20 protein-coding genes and 1 other RNA gene are annotated in these 18,330 nt (G+C 37.8%); 6 read left to right on the top strand and 15 right to left on the bottom strand.

Features of this window, described 5'->3' with window-relative positions; genetic code table 11:
• Positions 1-296 precede the first annotated feature (296 nt).
• Complete coding sequence (locus BN985_RS08625; protein ID WP_042222601.1) at positions 297-1,310, top strand: aromatic acid exporter family protein; 1,014 nt, start codon at positions 297-299, stop codon at positions 1,308-1,310.
• 176 nt (positions 1,311-1,486) lie between these two features.
• Here BN985_RS08625 and BN985_RS08620 read toward each other — a convergent pair whose 3' ends face one another.
• The 5 genes from BN985_RS08620 to BN985_RS08600 all read right to left on the bottom strand — a co-directional run bounded on the left by BN985_RS08620 (position 1,487) and on the right by BN985_RS08600 (position 4,972).
• Complete coding sequence (locus BN985_RS08620; protein WP_042222599.1) at positions 1,487-2,119, bottom strand: response regulator; 633 nt, start codon at positions 2,117-2,119, stop codon at positions 1,487-1,489.
• Entirely contained in the window at positions 2,112-3,146 is a 1,035-nt protein-coding gene (locus tag BN985_RS08615) for a sensor histidine kinase (protein ID WP_042222598.1), read from the bottom strand. Before BN985_RS08615 ends, BN985_RS08620 begins: the two co-directional genes overlap by 8 nt.
• Positions 3,143-3,874: a cell wall-active antibiotics response protein LiaF gene (liaF, locus tag BN985_RS08610; RefSeq protein WP_042222596.1), complete on the bottom strand. Its 732-nt coding sequence runs from the start codon at positions 3,872-3,874 to the stop codon at positions 3,143-3,145. Before liaF ends, BN985_RS08615 begins: the two co-directional genes overlap by 4 nt.
• Positions 3,875-3,959: 85 nt before the next feature.
• Positions 3,960-4,598, bottom strand: coding sequence for a PspA/IM30 family protein (locus tag BN985_RS08605; protein ID WP_042222593.1), 639 nt, complete (start codon positions 4,596-4,598; stop codon positions 3,960-3,962).
• A gap of 20 nt (positions 4,599-4,618) precedes the next feature.
• Positions 4,619-4,972 carry a lmo0954 family membrane protein gene (locus BN985_RS08600; RefSeq protein WP_042222591.1) on the bottom strand — a complete coding sequence of 118 codons (354 nt, stop codon included), beginning with the start codon at positions 4,970-4,972 and terminating at the stop codon, positions 4,619-4,621.
• 179 nt (positions 4,973-5,151) lie between these two features.
• Here BN985_RS08600 and BN985_RS08595 point away from each other — a divergent pair, with 179 nt between their 5' ends.
• Positions 5,152-5,673, top strand: a complete 522-nt coding sequence (locus BN985_RS08595) for a cysteine hydrolase family protein (RefSeq protein WP_042222589.1) — start codon at positions 5,152-5,154, stop codon at positions 5,671-5,673.
• A 50-nt stretch (positions 5,674-5,723) separates the two neighbouring features.
• Here BN985_RS08595 and BN985_RS08590 read toward each other — a convergent pair whose 3' ends face one another.
• The 5 genes from BN985_RS08590 to BN985_RS08570 form a co-directional block, all read right to left on the bottom strand.
• On the bottom strand, positions 5,724-6,332 hold the full coding sequence (locus BN985_RS08590; protein ID WP_042222587.1) for a DedA family protein: 609 nt from the start codon (positions 6,330-6,332) through the stop codon (positions 5,724-5,726).
• 92 nt (positions 6,333-6,424) lie between these two features.
• Positions 6,425-6,598, bottom strand: a complete 174-nt coding sequence (locus tag BN985_RS08585) for an anti-repressor SinI family protein (protein WP_156960105.1) — start codon at positions 6,596-6,598, stop codon at positions 6,425-6,427.
• 23 nt (positions 6,599-6,621) lie between these two features.
• Positions 6,622-7,218 carry a TetR/AcrR family transcriptional regulator gene (locus BN985_RS08580; RefSeq protein WP_042222586.1) on the bottom strand — a complete coding sequence of 199 codons (597 nt, stop codon included), beginning with the start codon at positions 7,216-7,218 and terminating at the stop codon, positions 6,622-6,624.
• Between the two features lie 118 nt (positions 7,219-7,336).
• A complete protein-coding gene (locus BN985_RS08575; protein ID WP_042222584.1) occupies positions 7,337-8,320 on the bottom strand; it encodes an LLM class flavin-dependent oxidoreductase in 984 nt (327 codons plus the stop codon).
• Positions 8,321-8,324: 4 nt separating this feature from the next.
• Entirely contained in the window at positions 8,325-8,909 is a 585-nt protein-coding gene (locus BN985_RS08570; protein ID WP_042222582.1) for a DUF1836 domain-containing protein, read from the bottom strand.
• Between the two features lie 136 nt (positions 8,910-9,045).
• Between BN985_RS08570 and trhA the strand changes: the two genes are divergently transcribed.
• Positions 9,046-9,693, top strand: coding sequence for a PAQR family membrane homeostasis protein TrhA (gene trhA / locus BN985_RS08565; RefSeq protein ID WP_042222581.1), 648 nt, complete (start codon positions 9,046-9,048; stop codon positions 9,691-9,693).
• Between the two features lie 64 nt (positions 9,694-9,757).
• On the opposite strand, the gene BN985_RS08560 is transcribed toward trhA, so the two are convergent.
• The 4 genes from BN985_RS08560 to BN985_RS08545 form a co-directional block, all read right to left on the bottom strand.
• Entirely contained in the window at positions 9,758-10,813 is a 1,056-nt protein-coding gene (locus tag BN985_RS08560) for a M42 family metallopeptidase (RefSeq protein WP_042222579.1), read from the bottom strand.
• 240 nt (positions 10,814-11,053) lie between these two features.
• Entirely contained in the window at positions 11,054-11,257 is a 204-nt protein-coding gene (gene copZ, locus BN985_RS08555) for a copper chaperone CopZ (protein WP_156960104.1), read from the bottom strand.
• A gap of 28 nt (positions 11,258-11,285) precedes the next feature.
• Entirely contained in the window at positions 11,286-13,667 is a 2,382-nt protein-coding gene (locus tag BN985_RS08550; protein ID WP_042222578.1) for a heavy metal translocating P-type ATPase, read from the bottom strand.
• Between the two features lie 12 nt (positions 13,668-13,679).
• Entirely contained in the window at positions 13,680-13,982 is a 303-nt protein-coding gene (locus BN985_RS08545) for a metal-sensing transcriptional repressor (protein WP_042223061.1), read from the bottom strand.
• A 322-nt stretch (positions 13,983-14,304) separates the two neighbouring features.
• Here BN985_RS08545 and asnB point away from each other — a divergent pair, with 322 nt between their 5' ends.
• The 3 genes from asnB to BN985_RS08530 all read left to right on the top strand — a co-directional run bounded on the left by asnB (position 14,305) and on the right by BN985_RS08530 (position 17,669).
• The gene (gene asnB / locus BN985_RS08540) at positions 14,305-16,182 is read left to right on the top strand and encodes an asparagine synthase (glutamine-hydrolyzing) (protein ID WP_042222576.1); all 1,878 of its coding nucleotides are present in this window, start codon (positions 14,305-14,307) and stop codon (positions 16,180-16,182) included.
• A gap of 291 nt (positions 16,183-16,473) precedes the next feature.
• A complete protein-coding gene (locus BN985_RS08535) occupies positions 16,474-16,800 on the top strand; it encodes a four-helix bundle copper-binding protein (protein ID WP_042222574.1) in 327 nt (108 codons plus the stop codon).
• A 248-nt stretch (positions 16,801-17,048) separates the two neighbouring features.
• Positions 17,049-17,669, top strand: a complete 621-nt coding sequence (locus BN985_RS08530; RefSeq protein ID WP_084157483.1) for a YdhK family protein — start codon at positions 17,049-17,051, stop codon at positions 17,667-17,669.
• A gap of 226 nt (positions 17,670-17,895) precedes the next feature.
• Here the strand turns inward: BN985_RS08530 and ssrA are convergent.
• Positions 17,896-18,260, bottom strand: a transfer-messenger RNA (tmRNA) gene (gene ssrA, locus BN985_RS08525).
• Between the last annotated feature and the right edge of the window lie 70 nt (positions 18,261-18,330).

Genomic DNA, 18,330 nt, shown 5'->3' with positions numbered 1-18,330 from the left:
CAGCTAAAAGTTTCATGCGTGTTAGAGGAATATTACAATTATGTTTCAAAAGCGACACAAAAGGACCATTTTTTAAACCAAAAAGCAGTAAAACCCCTGACAAATCAGCAGTTTCCTACATTTCTTCGTATAGGAAAAAAACGCTTAAAAAAATATCATTTTCTCTTATTCTATTAAATAGTCTAGTATCGGCCGGCTTTTTTAGTCTCAATATCCTATATTAATCACATAGAGGTGGCTTGTGGTAAAATTAGTATAGATTTTAAAGTGATGTTGTAATATTGGAGGAAATAATTTTGAAGAAGTTACGTTTTGTTGGTAGCCGAGTAGTTAAAACAGGGGTTGCTATCTTCGTTACAGCGTTCATTTGCGAGTTGCTGGACTGGCCAGCAGTGTTTGCTGTTATTACGGCAATCGTTACCATCGAGCCTACTGTCTCTGATTCCATAAAAAAAGGAATCATTCGTTTTCCTGCCTCTGCTATTGGATCAGCTTATGCTGTTCTTTTTATATCACTATTTGGGAATTCCCCACTCACCTATACGCTTGCTGCTATGTTTACAATTATGACTTGTTTTCGTCTCAAGTTACATGCTGGCCTACTTGTAGCTACACTTACTGCTGTGGCAATGATTGAAGTAATTCATAGTAATTATTTCCTTTCGTTCCTAATCCGTTTAGGTACCACATCCATTGGGCTGGTGGTTTCTACTCTTGTCAACATGTTTATATTTCCACCTGATTATACAAAAAATATTTCAAACAGTATCCATCGTACAGCGATCCAAACTGGAAAAACAATTGACAGGGTTTTTTGTACGTTACTTAAGGGGACAAAAGAAAAGGAAGAACCTCTTAGAGAGATGGTAGAACAATTAGACCAGGAAATTCATCAAACCGAAACCTTAGTACGTTTCCAGAAGGAAGAGGCAAAATTTCACCCACTAGTTGGAAAGGAAAAAAGCCAATTTCAGCTTATGCAAAATCAATTGCGAAGCCTTAGACTTATTGAGTACCATTTAGATAATTTGATTAGTAGTAAATTCAATTCAATTGCTTGGTCAATAGAGGAACGTAACATTATCCTTGTTTCGGTGAAAGAATTAGCTGAAGCCTTAAAAAAACCAGACCATTATCAAACAAAAAGGCATGCACAGCATTTAAAACAGATTACGGAGATTTTTTGGGAGGATAATGAAGAAATAACAAGAGGAGACAGAAAGCACCCTACTAGCTTCCCACCTGAATTAATCATTCTATACGAGCTTGTTTCCATTTACAATCAAGTTGATCGTTATTACGCCGAATGAGTTTGTTTCATTATTTATCTATGGAAAAACAAGTTCAATTCCAATCGAAGTTTATTGGTGCTGAAGGTGGATGCGACCTATCCGTGCTACACTTGACCACAACCTTTTAATTTATCGTTTTTAAAAAACAAGTAATAAAAAAAGCGAGCCGAGTTTTCTTTTCTCGTCTCGCTTTATTATTTTATCAGCTCATGTTTAAAAGCATAAATAACCGCCTGTGTTCTGTCTTGTACTTCTAATTTACTTAGAATATTGCTCACATGTACTTTGACTGTTTTCAAAGCAATAATGAGGTCATCAGCAATTTCCTGGTTTGTCTTTCCTTGTGCAATTAATAGAAGAATCTCCTCTTCTCTTGCGGTTAACTGTGCATGCAGCGGGTCGTCATTTTTTGTACGCATTCTATTCATGATTTTGCCGGTCACTTCAGGTTCAAGGATAGATTGCCCGTCAAAGGTGGAGCGTATCGCTTTAGCTATCTCGCTCGCTTTGGAAGTTTTTAGCATATAACTTGTGGCTCCAGCTTCTAATGCGGGATAAACTTTCTCATCATCAAGAAAGCTCGTAACAATAATAATTTTCGCTTCCGGCCATCGTGCTATTATTTGCCTTGTCGCTTCAATGCCATCCATTTCTTTCATGACTAGATCCATAAGAATGATATCAGGCTTTAGCTCAAGTGCTTTAAGTACAGCTTCTCCTCCATCCGCTGCCTCAGCAATAACATCAATATCAGGCTGGGAGCTTAAGTAGGCAGATACACCAATTCTTACCATCTCATGATCGTCTGCAAACAAAACACTAATCATTATTTTCACCATCCTTCCTCAAATTGGGGACCTTAACTTCCATCCTCGTTCCTTCCCCGGGGACGCTAACAATTTTAAACGTTCCTCCTACTTCTAACGCACGTTCCTGCATATTATGAAGGCCATAGGAATTTGTTTTTCTAGTTTGCAATTCAAATCCTATCCCATCGTCTACCACCCTCAGTATCACTGTTTGATCGCGTTCTATAAGCATAACTTGAAGCGAATTAGCTTCAGCGTGTCGAAGTGTGTTCGAGACAGATTCCTGGAGGATACGGAATAATTGATCTTCCACTCCTTTATCCACCACAAATGTTTCAACCTTCCATTCAATTTCCATAGGGACTTTCTCGGTTAGCTCGACAAGTAATTCCTCTACACCCTCCTGCAATGTTTTCCCTTTTAATGCAACAGGACGTAAATGAAGAAGCAATGCACGCATTTCTAGTTGTGACTGGTGTATCATTTTTTCAACAAGTAGAAGCTGCTTTTTCATTTCACTGTCAGGATTTGTTTCATTGATTGCTGACATCATCATGGATGCAGCAAAGAGTTGTTGGCTTACAGAGTCATGTAATTCTCTTGCAAGACGGTTTCTTTCTTGTACAACAATTTCCTGAAGGCTTTGTTCTCTTTCATTTGCCCGCTCTGTTGCCAATCGCTGTGCGTGCTCCGCTTGACTGTTAATTTTATTTTGAACCTGGTCCATATAATGTTCTATTGTTTCAAGTTCTTTATAGGACTCTAAGGATTTGGTGGCTTTCTGACCTTTCACGATTTCCTGTAATTGTTTTTCAACACGATTTAAACGTTGCTTCCAGTAAACAGCCGTGACAATCCCAATGACCAATGCCATGGTGACCGTAATGATAAAAACAGCTAGTAAAAACGATACGTCTCCGATCTTTTTATCAAATACAGAGAGCCAATCATCCACAAACACCATTAAGGTTAAAGCAATCATACTAAATGAAATTAGGACACTGTACAAAACCGCTGTGAAAATGTGGCGAGCGACCGTATTCATATGCGCACCACCTCAATGTCCCCAGAGAAAATGGATGTTATGATCTTCACTCTAGGCAATTTTGTGTCATAATGTGCAGTTTGGTAAATTAACGATTGATTCATTAATTTTCTATCTGTTTCTCCAAAAACATGTGCTCTTCCAAATACCGAACTGTGATGAATGCTTACTTCCACCTCGTAAGGAACATAGATTTGAATATTCCCGATCATGTGACGAATAGAAATCACTGCTGTATCATTCGGCAAAACGGTATTACTTAGATCAACCAAACGATCTCCAAACCCACCATGTATGTTAATATCACGCCATTTATACGCCATCTCACTTGTATCTTGATCTCCAAATAACCGATGCGTGAAAAGTGGTTCGATCCTATTCACGGTTTCTTCATTGCCCGTTCTATTTGTTGAGCTATCCGGGGCGAGTAGCGTTGGTTCCTTTTTTGTCTTAGAGAAATTTATAATGAACAGCACAATGAGTGCAACTAGTAAAAACCTAACAGCCATTAAGTTTAATATAGACAGAACAAGAATTACCGCTCCTATCCAGAAGGCAATCTTACCCCAAAGGTGATAAAATTTTCTCCATCCGAAATAAACAACCAGGGCTGCAAAAATGGCAGGAACAATCGTACCACCAAAGAAAAAAACGATCTCAAAGATAAGAAGGATTCCGCCGATAATTAATATCCAGTTAAGTGTATCTGTTGAAAATCTTTTTAGCACAGAATCCCGCCTTTCTTGATGATTATTTTTTTCTACAATTAAAATGGAGCAGACGCCTTCCCTGCGCCTGCTATTATATCATTAATTAGTTGGTTTCGGCAGTTTGCTCATTCATCTCTTTTTCTAGTTTAGCTATTTTACTATCGAACGTACTACGATAATAAGAACTATTCACTTTGTACTCCAGATTTTCAATATACTGTTCCATCTCCGCAAATTTTGAAAACGGCTTCTCTGAAGTCTCATCCACTACTTTGTTCATTTGGTGATTTGCTTTTGCGATGTTTTCTCTTCCCATTAATTCCATACGCTTCAAGTGCATATCCTTTAATTTATGTTTCATTTCTTCATACTTTTGCTCTAATGATTCTAGTTGTTCCACCGCTTCTTCACGGGATGCTTTCATTCGGTCTGCGCGAGCCTGATACTCCTCATGCTCTTTTAAAGCAAATTCATGCATTTGTTCTTCCTTAGCTCTTTCAGCTATACTAGCCTGTTTTAGACGTTTGTCAGCCATATCCTGTGCTTTATGATACTCTCTGGTAAATTCTTCTTTTAGTTTGTATTGACGATCAACAAGTCGTCTTACTTTTTCCTTTTCCTGTTCACTTTGTCTCAAGTACTGATTTAGTGCAGTGATTGGATTTTTCTGTTCTTTCTTATCCATCATAGTGTGTAAGTCTGCCGATATAGAATCTTTTATACGTGAAAATAAATTTGACATGTGAAAACACTCCTTTATTATTAATTGTTCAATTCTGCCCACTGACGTTCAAAATTAGTAAATGGGTCGTTATTATCAACTGTGTGTACTACTGGTTCATTCTTTTCCTCTCTCCAGCTTCGGTAAATGAGGTACAGTACATAAGCTGCTACAAGTCCGACCACTGCAAATACATTTGAGAACGTAATACTTAATACGATAAGCCCTAGAACTACCCAACCTATCTTTCCAACAGTCGAATCACTTTTTACAAACTGTTTAAAAATAACGTATAGTAACCAAACACTTACACCCAAAAGAATCATTGGTCCTATGTTTGCTAGTAGTATCAAGAGAGCAAGCAGCCCACCTGTAAATAGCATAAATTTCTTCATCTATTGCTCCTCCTTTCTTTGTTTAACATATTCTAAGCTTACAAGGATTTATCTTTTTCAGTAATGAGCCTCCGACATATTTTCTTCTACGACTGAAGGCTTAGACGTAATAAGACTTTCTTAAAAAAAGGACTTTTCTCTTGTTTGTCGAATCTAATACCTAAATAGGAGGGAAAAGGATGAAAGCATTATTTGTAATAGACGTTCAGAATGGAATTGTAGAAAATGGAGATTTTACCGAAGAGCTCGAAAAAATGGAACAACTAATAAAAGATTTCAAGCAGCATAACGAGCCGGTTATTTTTTTCCGTCATTTAGATACGGAAAAAGAAAGTGCCCTTTATGAAGCGTCAGGGGGAGCTGATTTACATGACTCGCTCCGGCATTATGCTGATTATATTGTGGAGAAACGTACACCAAGTGGTTTTTTTAGAACAGATCTGGAGGAATTACTGAAGGAAAATCAAATTGAACATGTTGTCATAACTGGTTTCAACACAGAATTTTGCTGCATGTTCACAGCAATCGCAGCATATGACCGAGGGTATAAGGTAACCTTTATTGAGGATGCAACAGGCACTTTAAATAATGGTGAGACGTACGAAATGAACGACTTAGATATACGAGACTTTGTCGCTACAGTGCTTCACTGGTCTGAAGCAATAGAAGTACTAGATTATGAGGAATATTGGGAGGACTAAAAAAGATACGGTTACAGGATTGTTCCTGACCGTATCTTTTCTATATACTCTTAACGACGCTTCTTCTTTTTAATATAAATATAGAGGAATATTACGAACAGAACAGCGAGAAGTACGTACACAACATTTGAGTAAAGACCCATGTAATAGGTTATGTCATGCCATGACTCTCCAAGGAGGACTCCTACAGTAATTAAGATACTGTTCCAAATCACGGTACCAACTACAGTGAACAGCATAAACAAACCAAATTTCATGTTAGACATCCCTGCTGGAATTGATATTAAGCTACGGACAACGGGAATCATTCTTCCGAATAATACAGTCCAATAGCCATATTTATCAAACCAGGCATCTGCTTTATGTACATCTTCTACCTTTACTCTTGTAATATGTCCCCACTGTTTAACGAGCTTCTCTAATCTTTCTATATCAAGCAGTGTACCAATCCAATATAAGAGAATAGCTCCAATTAAAGAACCTGCAGTGGCCGCAATAACCACACCCCAAATCGTCACACTTGTATATGTAGTTAAAAAACCACCGAATGGCAGTACTATTTCAGAAGGTATCGGGGGAAATAAGTTTTCAAGTGCCATCATTAACAGAATACCTAAATAGCCAAATTGCTCCATTATATCTGTAACCCAGTTCTGCATCGTATCCTCCTAATTAACTCCTCTTGATTCAAATGGATGTAGATTGATAGTTTATTATATATCTATTTATAAAGAAAAAGACCAGTAACACTTTATTCCACTTTCTTAAGGGATACTTTCTTTTTCTCTATATCTAGACCAGGTACAGTAGTTGTTTTCAAGTATTTACGAATTTCCAATGGCATTAACCCAAGTTCTCTCGCTTCTTTCATCAGTATGACCCATTCCATATCCAACTCAAGCTTCTGCTTGCTGCTTTTATCCATCCCAACCAACCCCTTCATCTATTTTAGCGATGAACCTGCATTCCAAATAAAAGTAACTCTACTACTTGTTCAGCCAATTCTTCAGGCTCTGACATACTCGTAAACAATCTCGAGATAGTCAAACGTTCCATAATTCCAACAATTATTTCTGCCACTACATCCATCTTTATATGTGGTTGAAAATAACCTTCTCTCTGTTCCTGTAGCAAGTTGCTACAAATTGATTCTGCCAGTGACTTTTTTAGATTAGCTGCATCTTCAGATTGGAAGAAACCAATTTGGGTCAATTGTGGATTTTCATTAAAGAAATGAAATATGGCGCCTAGCTTTCCTCTAATCTCTTCTTGGATCATCTCTTCCTTAAGACCAGAGTCTAGCAAGCTATCTTCTGTCAGGCTTAGTAGTCTCGATTTAAATATGGTGGTTAACTCTCTAAAAATTGCTTCTTTGCTTTTAAAGTATAAATAGAATGTTGGTTGTGTTAGCCCTGCTTCTTTTACAATCGAACTAATTTTTGTTTGATAAAAACCATTATTTGCAAATTGCTTTGTAGCGATTGTGAGTAGCTGTTCTCTGCTTCTTTCACCGTTTGATCCCTTTTTTCTCCCTCTATTGCTCATCGCGTTCACTCCGGAAACTAAAAAATCGTTATATTACTTATGAGTATTATCTTATATCCAATTTATACCGTCAAGCCAAAATAAAAAAACTTCCAAAGAGAAGTTTTTCGTTTTTCATTTAAGTAAGTTTCATTTCCTGGGCAATAAGTTCATAGGAGTTTAGCCTTGATTCATAACTGCTTGTAATGGTAACAAGCATCAATTCTTCTACCTGATATTCCGCCTGAAGTTTCTCCAACTGTGTTTTCACCTCAACAGGATTACCTACAATTATATTTTCTCTTCCTTTTTCCAACCGCTCCATTTCATCGGAAGTAAACGAATAATGCTTCAGTTCCTCTAATGTGGGGAACGGCCCACCTTTTGTATTCCCCTCTTTCCATAATTGCCTGGCTACTTGGAAAAATGCTTGCTCCTCTGCCTCTTCTGTCGTCTTTGCACAAATAACAGAAACAGCTACAACAGACCCAGCATCTTTTACTTCGTTAGTATATTTCCTAACAATCTGAGCACCATTGTCATCTGACATAAAGTGACCGAAAGCATAAGAGATTCCTTTTTCGGCAGCAAGCTTTCCGCTTTTAGCGCTCGTTCCGAGGAGCCATATTTTGGGTGAAATAGAAGCCACTGGGGTAGGCTTAATTTTAGAAAACATATGCTCAGCTGAAAATCCGTTTTGGCAAAAAGCGATAAGTTCATCTAATTGAGTCGGAAAATGCTTCAAGCTTTCTAGGAAATTATCGTTTAATGCCATCGTTGCTTCAGCTGACCCACCTGGTGCACGCCCTACACCGAGGTCCACCCTTCCTGGAAACATGGTTGCTAGCATATTATAGCGCTCTGCAATTTGGTAGGCCTTATAGTGTGGAAGTAAAACAGCACCAGAGCCAATTCGTATCGTATTTGTTTGGGCACCGATCTGACTTAATAAAATATCAGGCGCCGGGGATGCGAGCTCCTCCATGTCATGATGTTCTGCAGTCCAATATCTTGTGTATCCTAATTTGTCTCCCGCAATTGCTAATTCTATTGATGCCTGTATTGCTTGATAGGGGTTTTTCCCTGTTAGTACGGGGACTTGATCTAATATGCTAAGCTTCATGTTATCACTGCTTTCTATTTGTTTCTTCTTCCGCCATATTATCTACCAAATTCTCAGCAGCTTTCCTGTAAAAGTTACTCATTTCTGTAAAAGTTGAAACTAGTAACAACCGTTGCAAATACGTTTCATCCTTATCCTCTAATTTTGCAGCTTGTAAATGAGCTTCCTCCATATGTTTTTGAATACATCCTTTAAAGATGTCTTTATTTTGGTCAAATAAAGTTAAATAACTCATGTAGAGTGATAAAAGATCGAAATCCTCATCCATCATTTTATTATTTAAATTCTCTAATGTTTGCTTTACATCATGTATAGATAAAGCACCTTTCATCTGATAAATCATGCTGATAAGCATAATATGGTCCCTAGAGTATTTTTTGTTTTTTATTGGAAAAAATAATTTTCCCTTTGCATAGTTATTTATCATTGTCTTAGTCAGTACTTTTTCCTCTTCATTACGCTTAGCAGGAGAAAATTTCTTTTCGAACAATTGAATTACCTGATCCATGTACAAATCAATATCAGGAATATCATTTATATCAAGTCGCGTATTCAATTTCATATCGTTCATTAATGTTTTAATATCCATCGTAAAATCCTTTGTTTTTTCTTCTTATTATAAGGGAAATTGGCATAATAGTAAACCTTGACTATGTCTTGGTATTACGATATAGTCATAATATAGTTTTCAAAACTACATATAACGGTAAAGGTGATGATAAAACTTGGGTACATTTATGCGAGAGCCGGTTAATGGTCTAACCCATTTATTCGGGGCAATTCTTAGTTTTGTAGGTTTGTTTGCAATGGTAATAAAAGCTTCAACGGAAACGAATTCCACATTGGCTGTAGTGGCTGTCATTATTTTCGGAATTAGTATGACACTACTTTATGCAGCTTCTGCGACCTATCACTTAGTGGTGGCAAAAGCACATGTCATAGCTTTCTTACGCCGGCTGGATCATTCGATGATTTTTGTGCTTATTGCAGGAACCTACACCCCTTTATGTTTAATAAGTTTAAGTGGTGTAACTGGTTGGGTACTATTCACAATTATTTCAGCGATTGCTATTGCGGGAGTCACTTTTAAATTAGTCTGGTTTCATGCGCCTAGATGGTTATCAACTGCTTTGTATATCGCCATGGGGTGGATTGTCGTTTTTTTCAGCTCTTCTCTTGCACCGGTTCTAGGAACAAACGGGATGACATTACTCATTATAGGCGGCTTAATCTATACGGTTGGTGCTTTCATTTATTGGCTTAAACCTAAGTTCATGGAATTTAAACACTTCGGGTTTCATGAGATATTTCACATCTTCATTTTAATGGGAAGTCTATTTCATTTCCTTTGTGTTTACTTATACGTATTATAAATATAAAAAACGAACGCTCTGTCACTCGTACAGTGTCGTTCGTTTTTTGTTTAAGGAAGAAGAATTAGTAGCTTACCATTTTGGATTTAATATAATGATACACAAGTTGTTCTGTATAATTTAGTGATTCTTCATGTGTTCTTTCATAAGCGTGTGATGAATCAATTCCCGGGCCTATTAGTCCGTGGATAATATCATGTCCCGACCTGATAGCTGCTGAGGCATCTGATCCGTAATAAGGGTAGATATCAAGCTTATAGCCAATCTTATTACTCTCTGCTAGATTTACAAGGTGCTTGCGTAGTCCGTAATGATATGGACCTGATGCGTCCTTTACACAAATAGATACAGTAAATTCATCGGTCGACTGACCATCGCCCATTGCCCCCATATCTACTGCCAAGTATTCAACCGTTTCTGGGGTAACATTGGAGTTTCCACCATAGCCAATTTCCTCATTATTCGAGATAAGAAAGTGCGTTGTATAGGGTAATGTCACCTGCTCCTCTTTCACCCTTTTAATGAGTTGTAGCAAAATAGCTACGCTTGCCTTGTCATCCAGATGGCGTGATTTAATAAAACCATTATCGACAAATTGCACACGAGGATCAAAGGAAACAAAATCGCCTACCTCAATTCCTAGCTCCCTAATATCATCGGCATTCTCTACCTTAGCATCAATCCGCACTTCCATATTCTCCTGATTACGCTTCGCATCTCCTGCATTTTTATATACATGAACTGATGTTTGATGCATAAGGATGGTTCCTGTATAAACCTTGCCGCTTGATGTGTGGATTTCGCAGTATTCTCCCTCAATAGCGTTATATTTAAAACCGCCAATTAAATCTAAACGAAGTCTTCCGTTACTTTTCACTTCTTTCACCATGGCACCCAATGTATCAACATGAGCTGTCAGCATTCTGTGCTCTTCTGTATTTGACCCAGGGAGAGTAGCGATCAGCCCACCTTTTCGGTTGCGCTTGGTTTCTACTTGTATGTCTTTTAGATAGTCTTCTACAAATTGAATGACCTTTGTAGTGTTACCAGATGGACTTGGTATGGAGACGAGATCTTTTATTAATTCTTTCGTTTCTTCTACATTAGGATATGTAGCCATAAATGTTCCCCCTTAATCTATTTTTTTGAAGGTTTCAACTAGTTAGGATTATACGAGATACTAGAAGGGAAGTAAACTTCTTGGATTCTTAACTTATTATATTGGTCATTCTATTGATTATTGACTAGAAAAGGACTACTTCTTTTTTCTGCCCCTGAAATATTTACCATAATTTATACAGTGTCAAAAAGACAGAAAAAGCCGGTTCTCTTAAAAGAGAACCAGCTTTTTAGCTTTTATTTAAGCTACATCGTAGCCTTGTTCTTCGACAGCGTCCTTCATGGTTGTAACATTTACTTTTAAATCATCAAAAGTAACCTCTACTTTGCCTGCTTCCAAATTTACTTCAGCTGCTGATACGCCATCTAAATTTTTTAATGCATTCTCAACTGACATTTTGCAATGCCCGCATGACATGCCTTGAACATTCAATGTTTTTTCCATGATTTTCACCCCCTTCAAAAACTTAGTTTTATATTTTTGCCCGTTTTAAACGTAGTGAGTTTGTCACTACACTTACTGAACTTAATGCCATCGCTGCGCCAGCAATCCACGGTGCAAGTAATCCGATTGCTGCTATCGGTATGCCGGCTGTATTATAGCCGAATGCCCAGAAAAGGTTTTGTCTGATATTGCGAATAGTTGCATGGCTGATTCTAATTGCTTTGGGAATGAGCAAGAGCTCTCCACCTAAAATCGTTACGTCTGCAGCTTCAATTGCAACTTCTGTACCGGTTCCTATGGCAATTCCTATATCAGAAACAACCAACGCAGGCGCATCGTTTACACCGTCCCCTACCATTGCTACCTTTTTTCCTTGTAATTGAATCTCTTTGATTTTATCAGCCTTTTCTTCAGGTAACACTTGGGCAATGACTTGGTCGATTCCTACCTGTTTTGCAATAGCATGGGCCGTTCTTTCGTTATCACCTGTCAACATGATAACCTCTAAACCTTGTTCTCTTAGTTCTTTAATTGCTTGTGGTGCCGTTTCTTTAATCCTATCTGCAACCGCCACCGTTCCACGATATTCTCCATCAATGACTAGTAACATCGCTGTTTTCCCCTCGGTTTCAAACGTAACGAGTTCCTCTTCAATACTAGCAACATTGATCTGGTGATTTGCCATCAATTTTCGATTTCCGACAAGAACTTGCTTTCCAAAAATCGTCGCTTCAATACCGTGCCCTGGTATAGCATTAAATTCTTCTACATCTATAAGCTTCATGTCTTTTTCTGTTGCATAGGCCACAATCGCCTCTGCAAGTGGATGTTCAGAGCCTTTCTCGGCACTAGCTAAAAGTTGAAATGCTTCTTCGTCACCAGTGAAGTCTGTTACTTCGGGCTTTCCTTTAGTGACAGTTCCTGTTTTATCAAGCACAATTGCATTTAGCTGATGTGTACCTTCTAAGTGTTCTCCACCTTTAAATAAAATACCACTTTCTGCTGCTCTTCCTGTTCCTACCATAATGGATGTTGGTGTAGCTAGTCCCAAGGCACATGGGCAGGCAATAACCAGTACAGCAATAGCTGCAATTAAAGCCGGTTCAAATTGGCCTGGCTCAACAAATGCAATCCATACAATAAACGTTAGAATAGCAATTCCTACAACAATCGGTACGAAATAGCCTGAAATAACATCTGCTAAACGTTGGATAGGCGCTTTTGACCCTTGTGCTTCTTCGACCACCTTCACAATGGATGCGAGTGCAGTATCTTTTCCTACTTTTGTTGCTTCCATTTCGATAGACCCATTTTTATTTATGGTTGATCCGATAACTGTTGCATCTACTTCCTTTTCTATTGGAATGGATTCACCCGTTATCATCGATTCATCTACAGATGTTCTTCCCTTTACGACCATACCATCTACCGGTATTTTTTCACCTGGTTTTACAACTAAATGATCTCCCACAGCGACCTGATCAACAGGAATCATGGTTTCCTCGCCATTTCTTATCACACGAGCTTCTTTTGCCTGTAAATTTAGTAAAGAGGAAAGTGCATTCGTTGTCTGGCTTTTTGCTTTTGCCTCCAAGTATTTTCCAAATAAAATTAATGTGATGAGAATAGCACTTGTTTCGAAATATAAATGAGGCATATAATGATTGCCTATAGTCTTGATTGACTCATAAAGGCTGTAAAAATAAGCAGCACTCGTACCTAATGCAACAAGCACGTCCATGTTAGCCCCACCATTTTTAAGGTTTTTATATGCTCCCACATAAAATTGCCAACCAATAATAAATTGCACAGGTGTTGCTAAGACAAACTGGAACCACGGATTCATAAATAGACCCGGTATATCCATATTGAATAAGTGCACCAGCATGGTTATTAATAATGGTGCTGATAGTACGGCTGAAATAATTAACTTTGTTTTCTGCCGTTGCAGTGATCGTTCTTTATAATCTTGCTTTTCAGCAGCTTCTTTCTTAAGTATTGCGTCATAACCGACATTTTTTATCTTTTCAATCAGCGCTTTAGAATCTGTTAATCCCGGATTGTATTCAATCATTGCACTTTCTGTTGTTAAGTTAACGGAAGCGGACTTAACCCCTTCTTGCTTATTCAATACCTTTTCTATCCGACTTGAACAAGCCGCACAGGTCATTCCGATAATGTCTAATTCTGTTTTTTCCATTAAAACACCGTAGCCAACACTTTCAATCTTGTTCGTAATATCCTCTATAGAAGCTTTTTCAGCAACAAAGTCTACGGTTGCTTTTTCTGTTGTAAGGTTAACTTTGGCTTCTACTCCATCCATTTTATTTAACACTTTTTCAACACGACTGGAGCAAGCTGCACAGGTCATACCTGTTATATTAAGTGTTGCATGATGTGTGTCACTCATGATCTCTCTCCTCTATTTGGAAAACTGTTTCATAACACTCATTAATTCTTCAATGGTTTCTTTTCCCTCACCCTGTTTGATCGCATCGCTTACACAATGGTTGATATGACGTTCTGTGACAGAAAACCCTACATTTTTCAGTGCAGATTGAATGGCACTAATTTGAACTAAAATATCCATACAATATCGATCCTCTTCCACCATCTTTTGGATGCCACGAACTTGTCCTTCTATTCGTTTCAAGCGATTAATAACCTTTTGTTTTTCATCTTGTGTTCTTGGTTTACTTGGGTGATCATGTAAGAATTCATCCATTTGGATCACTTCCTTTTCATTTATATTAATACTATACCCCCATACGGTATATAAGTCAAACATAACATTATCTATAGTATACGATTGAAAGCAAATCATATTCAGTATACCCCAACGAGGTATAGAAACATGTATTTTAAAAAAGAGTTAAGTTTAGGTGCTGATCTTATAGAAGATGGGCAATTTTTTGAATGCGTCAGCTTAAATTCCCAAAATATGAATACATTAGGACTATTGTACCTGATAAAGAGCTGTGATAAAGTTATATAGTATTAATTGTTAGAATTTATTGGATGAAGTTGAAAATTAAGGAGTTTTGTAAATGTGTGGATTTGTAGGTATATTTTCCAATCAAGAATCCCGTCTCTACGATGAAGAAGTAAATTTATTAAAAGAGCGCACCCGACTTATTACACATCGAGGTCCAGATGATGAGGGATACTTTGCAGAAGATGGTGTGTTTTTCGGGTTTAGGCGATTGAGTATAATTGATATAGAATCAGGTAATCAGCCTCTGAGTTATCAAGATGACCAAATTTGGATGATATTCAATGGAGAAATTTATAATTATAAAGAGCTTAGGGCCGATTTGATGGAAGAAGGTTATGTATTTAATACAGAATCGGATACAGAAGTCATTGCAGCTCTTTTCGCAAAATATAAACAGGAGGCTTTTTCCTATTTGCGCGGTATGTTTGGTATCATGATATGGGACAAGCAGGAAGAAACCTTGTTTGGTGCTCGCGATCCATTTGGTATCAAGCCTTTTTATTATGAAGAAAAAGAAGATAAGCTTATCTGTGCTTCTGAACGAAAAAGTATTACCTTATTCCGTGATAAGAATGTATTAGACGAAAAAGCATTACAACAATATTTTAGCTTTCAATTTGTACCAGAGCCTTATACTCTTATAGATGGTATTAAAAAATTGGAGCCTGGTCACTACTTCACAAAAAAACACGGGGAGCCGATGCAAACAACCCGTTATTGGAAAGCAGCATTCCATCCAGTGAAAATGGAAAAAGAAAAATGGGAAAAACGTATACAAGATGTTTTGTTCGATTCGGTAGAAAAACATATGCGAAGTGACGTTCCAGTAGGTTCTTTTCTTTCCGGGGGTATTGATTCTTCTATTATTGTTTCCATTGCTAAACAGTTGAATCCTGCCATAAAAACTTTTTCTGTCGGTTTTGAACGGGAAGGTTATTCGGAAATCGATGTTGCTCAAGAGACTGCAGAGAAATTAGACGTTTCTAATACCGCATACATTGTAACGCCAGAAGAATATATTAAACATTTACCAAATATCGTCTGGCACATGGACGACCCATTAGCCGACCCTTCTAGCATACCCCTATATTTCGTTGCCCGAGAAGCAAGGAAACAAGTAAAAGTTGTATTGTCTGGAGAAGGAGCAGATGAACTTTTTGGCGGTTATAATATTTATCGGGAACCCGAATCGCTGAAGGTATTTCAATCCATACCTGGCCCAGTTCAGCACTTACTTGGCAAAGTGGCACAGGTTTTACCAGAAGGCGTAAAAGGAAAGAGCTTTTTGGAGAGGGGAACGACGCCTTTATCTGAACGTTATATCGGCAATGCAAAAATGTTTGAGGACAAGCAGCTAAGCCAGTTACTGCACAACTATGACTCTAAGCTTTCTTATCGAGACATTACGAAATCTTTATTTAAAGATTCTTCAAAGTATTCTCCAGTCAACCAGATGCAGTATATCGATATGCATACTTGGTTGCGCGGAGACATTCTGTTGAAAGCCGATCGTATGACAATGGCCAATTCGCTGGAACTGCGCGTGCCATTTCTAGACAAAGAAGTCTTTCACGTTGCCAGTCAACTGCCGGAGGATTTAAAAATCTCTAATGGGACAACCAAATATATTTTACGTGAAGCTGTCAAAGGTATCGTACCAGATCATGTTTTAAACCGAAAAAAATTAGGATTTCCGGTACCTATCCGTCACTGGCTGAAAAACGAACTTTATGACTGGGCAGTAAATTTGATCAAGGAAAGTCCAATAGATCAATGGATAAAGAAAGATTACGTACTTGATTTGTTAGATAAGCATTGTATGAATAAGGGAGATTATAGCCGTAAGATTTGGACCGTACTTATTTTTGCAGTATGGCATCAAGTATATATAGAAAATCAATATACCGTGCCGGAGTTAGTTACTACTTAAGTTTATAGGTAAGACTTGCATTAAAAAATCGGTTACTATTAAGAGCTTTTATTCTTTTTAAAAAAACATTACCAATTCATTGATCATATCAATAAGCGGTAATGTTTTTTTATATCATTTCAACTATCCAGAAAATACGAAATTCCATATTAGTATTAAATGGATTGACGATCCTGTTCAATCGCAACATCTTTACTAGCGCCTCTAGCATTTCTAAGGGAGTTTATTTATAGAAATTACGGGAAGCGTATGACTATAAACTATTATTTACTAAATAGGAGGCTTTAGAATATGTCACATAAACAACATAATGAACTGATTCAAACTTTGCATGATTGTATGACTGCATGTAACCATTGCTATGATGCTTGTTTGAAGGAAGACGACATTAAAATGATGGCCGAGTGCTTAAGATTGGATAGAGAGTGCGCAGATATATGTAACTATTTAGAACAGGCGGTTTCAAGAAACACACCATTCGTTTCTGAATTAGCATCAGTGTGTGCTAAAATTTGTGAAGCATGTGGCAACGAATGTAAAAAGCATGACCATGACCATTGTCAAAAATGTGCTGATGCCTGCTTTAAATGTGCTGAAGCATGTAAAAACGTTGCTTAATAAACCATTCTTTAAAAGTTGCTCAAGGTAAGTTAGAGCAACTTTTTCACCCCTCTTATACCCATTTCGCTTAAACGTTCTTTTTTTAGAATAAACATTAACCGTTAATATTCTTTTCCAGGCAGACAAATTACTCTTTACTAATGACTTCCAAAAATAATTTCTTCCCCCTGTTATGAAACCTGCAATTAAACTGCATACTTTTAGGGTAGAGTACTGATGAAATAATTACAATGGAGGTCATAAAAATGAAGAGAAATATAATCACAACAGGACTTGTTTCTATATTTACAGTGTTTCTATTATCAGCTTGGGCTGGTGAGACAGATGAAAACACAGATACAGAAACAGATCCCAACACACAAGAGGAAACGGATAAGGAAACAGGGTCGGATTCGAAGGAATCTATGGAAAGTATGAATCATTCAGGGATGAATATGTCTGGCAGTGGTGAAGTTCCTGAAGAGTTACAAGAAGCTGCAAATCCTACTTATGAAGTTGGAAGTCAAGCCATCATAGAATCGGACCATATGAAAGGTATGAAAGGTGCTGAAGCAACAATTGCCGGAGCATATGATACCACTGTCTACACCGTTTCCTATACTCCTACTACTGGAGGAGAAAAAGTGACGGATCACAAATGGGTCATACATGAAGAATTAGAAGATGCTGGTGAAGCTTCGTTAGAACCTGGTACAGAAGTAACCCTAAATGCAGATCATATGGAAGGTATGGATGGAGCTACTGCTGAAATTAATTCAGCTGAAGAAACCACAGTGTATATGGTTGATTTTGTTCCAACTACCGGAGGAGAAGAAGTGACGAATCATAAATGGGTAACAGAAAGTGAATTATCGCCCGTTGAATAAGTTTTTAGAACAATATTTAAGTAAAAGAGTTGGTTCCGATCATTGTTTTAGGTGATCGGGATCATTTTACGTTAGATGTCTTTTCATTAAAAATATGATAGGATAATTTTTATTAAACAGGACAAATCGATTTTATTAAGCTTTTCACCTTCTAGGCAAAGAGTTGTAACTTATATGTCCATCTTAGACTTAAATCACAACACAAAAAAACCACCAACATATGTATTGGTGGAGACGGAGGGAGTCGAACCCTCGTCCAGAGACATCGGCACTCAGGCTTCTACACGCTTAGTTGGTATATTATCATTCACTGTCACATCAGCCTACCAACAGGCTTTTGTGCAGCTAGTCTGATTGGTTTCAACGCTCATCCTCAGACGGTGGATGACCGTATAGCCCGCTTCAGTTGAGACCCTTCAATCTGCCACACGGGCGATAGCAGGAAGGATCGCTTAGCAGAGCTTACGCTGCTGCTAAAGCAGTGTTATTGTTAAATTTGCCAGTTATATTTAGGCGAGTAACGTTTTACGAGCCGTAACCTCGACATGCGACCTGAGCTCAATCTATCCCTGTCGAATCCGTAACGTCCCCATAAGGAAAACGCTCGGGTATAGTGAGCATTATATAATTGTTTTGGTTCGTTATTACAATAAATAGTATA

Source organism: Oceanobacillus manasiensis (genome assembly GCF_000724085.1).
Classification (GTDB): Bacteria; Bacillota; Bacilli; order Bacillales; family Amphibacillaceae; genus Oceanobacillus_B; species Oceanobacillus_B manasiensis.
The sequence above is the reverse complement of the archived record's forward strand: the minus strand, read 5'-3'. Positions and strand labels throughout refer to the sequence as shown.

Coding starts and splice junctions, on each gene's coding strand:
- BN985_RS08605 (WP_042222593.1), bottom strand. CDS start 4,598: ATGTCAAATTTATTTTCACGTATAAAAGATTCTATATCGGCAGACTTA.
- copZ (WP_156960104.1), bottom strand. CDS start 11,257: ATGGAAAAAACATTGAATGTTCAAGGCATGTCATGCGGGCATTGCAAA.
- BN985_RS08595 (WP_042222589.1), top strand. CDS start 5,152: ATGAAAGCATTATTTGTAATAGACGTTCAGAATGGAATTGTAGAAAAT.
- asnB (WP_042222576.1), top strand. CDS start 14,305: ATGTGTGGATTTGTAGGTATATTTTCCAATCAAGAATCCCGTCTCTAC.
- BN985_RS08600 (WP_042222591.1), bottom strand. CDS start 4,972: ATGAAGAAATTTATGCTATTTACAGGTGGGCTGCTTGCTCTCTTGATA.
- BN985_RS08545 (WP_042223061.1), bottom strand. CDS start 13,982: ATGGATGAATTCTTACATGATCACCCAAGTAAACCAAGAACACAAGAT.
- BN985_RS08620 (WP_042222599.1), bottom strand. CDS start 2,119: ATGATTAGTGTTTTGTTTGCAGACGATCATGAGATGGTAAGAATTGGT.
- BN985_RS08580 (WP_042222586.1), bottom strand. CDS start 7,218: ATGAGCAATAGAGGGAGAAAAAAGGGATCAAACGGTGAAAGAAGCAGA.
- BN985_RS08575 (WP_042222584.1), bottom strand. CDS start 8,320: ATGAAGCTTAGCATATTAGATCAAGTCCCCGTACTAACAGGGAAAAAC.
- BN985_RS08530 (WP_084157483.1), top strand. CDS start 17,049: ATGAAGAGAAATATAATCACAACAGGACTTGTTTCTATATTTACAGTG.
- BN985_RS08570 (WP_042222582.1), bottom strand. CDS start 8,909: ATGGATATTAAAACATTAATGAACGATATGAAATTGAATACGCGACTT.
- BN985_RS08590 (WP_042222587.1), bottom strand. CDS start 6,332: ATGCAGAACTGGGTTACAGATATAATGGAGCAATTTGGCTATTTAGGT.
- BN985_RS08615 (WP_042222598.1), bottom strand. CDS start 3,146: ATGAATACGGTCGCTCGCCACATTTTCACAGCGGTTTTGTACAGTGTC.
- BN985_RS08550 (WP_042222578.1), bottom strand. CDS start 13,667: ATGAGTGACACACATCATGCAACACTTAATATAACAGGTATGACCTGT.
- BN985_RS08585 (WP_156960105.1), bottom strand. CDS start 6,598: ATGGATAAAAGCAGCAAGCAGAAGCTTGAGTTGGATATGGAATGGGTC.
- BN985_RS08560 (WP_042222579.1), bottom strand. CDS start 10,813: ATGGCTACATATCCTAATGTAGAAGAAACGAAAGAATTAATAAAAGAT.
- BN985_RS08535 (WP_042222574.1), top strand. CDS start 16,474: ATGTCACATAAACAACATAATGAACTGATTCAAACTTTGCATGATTGT.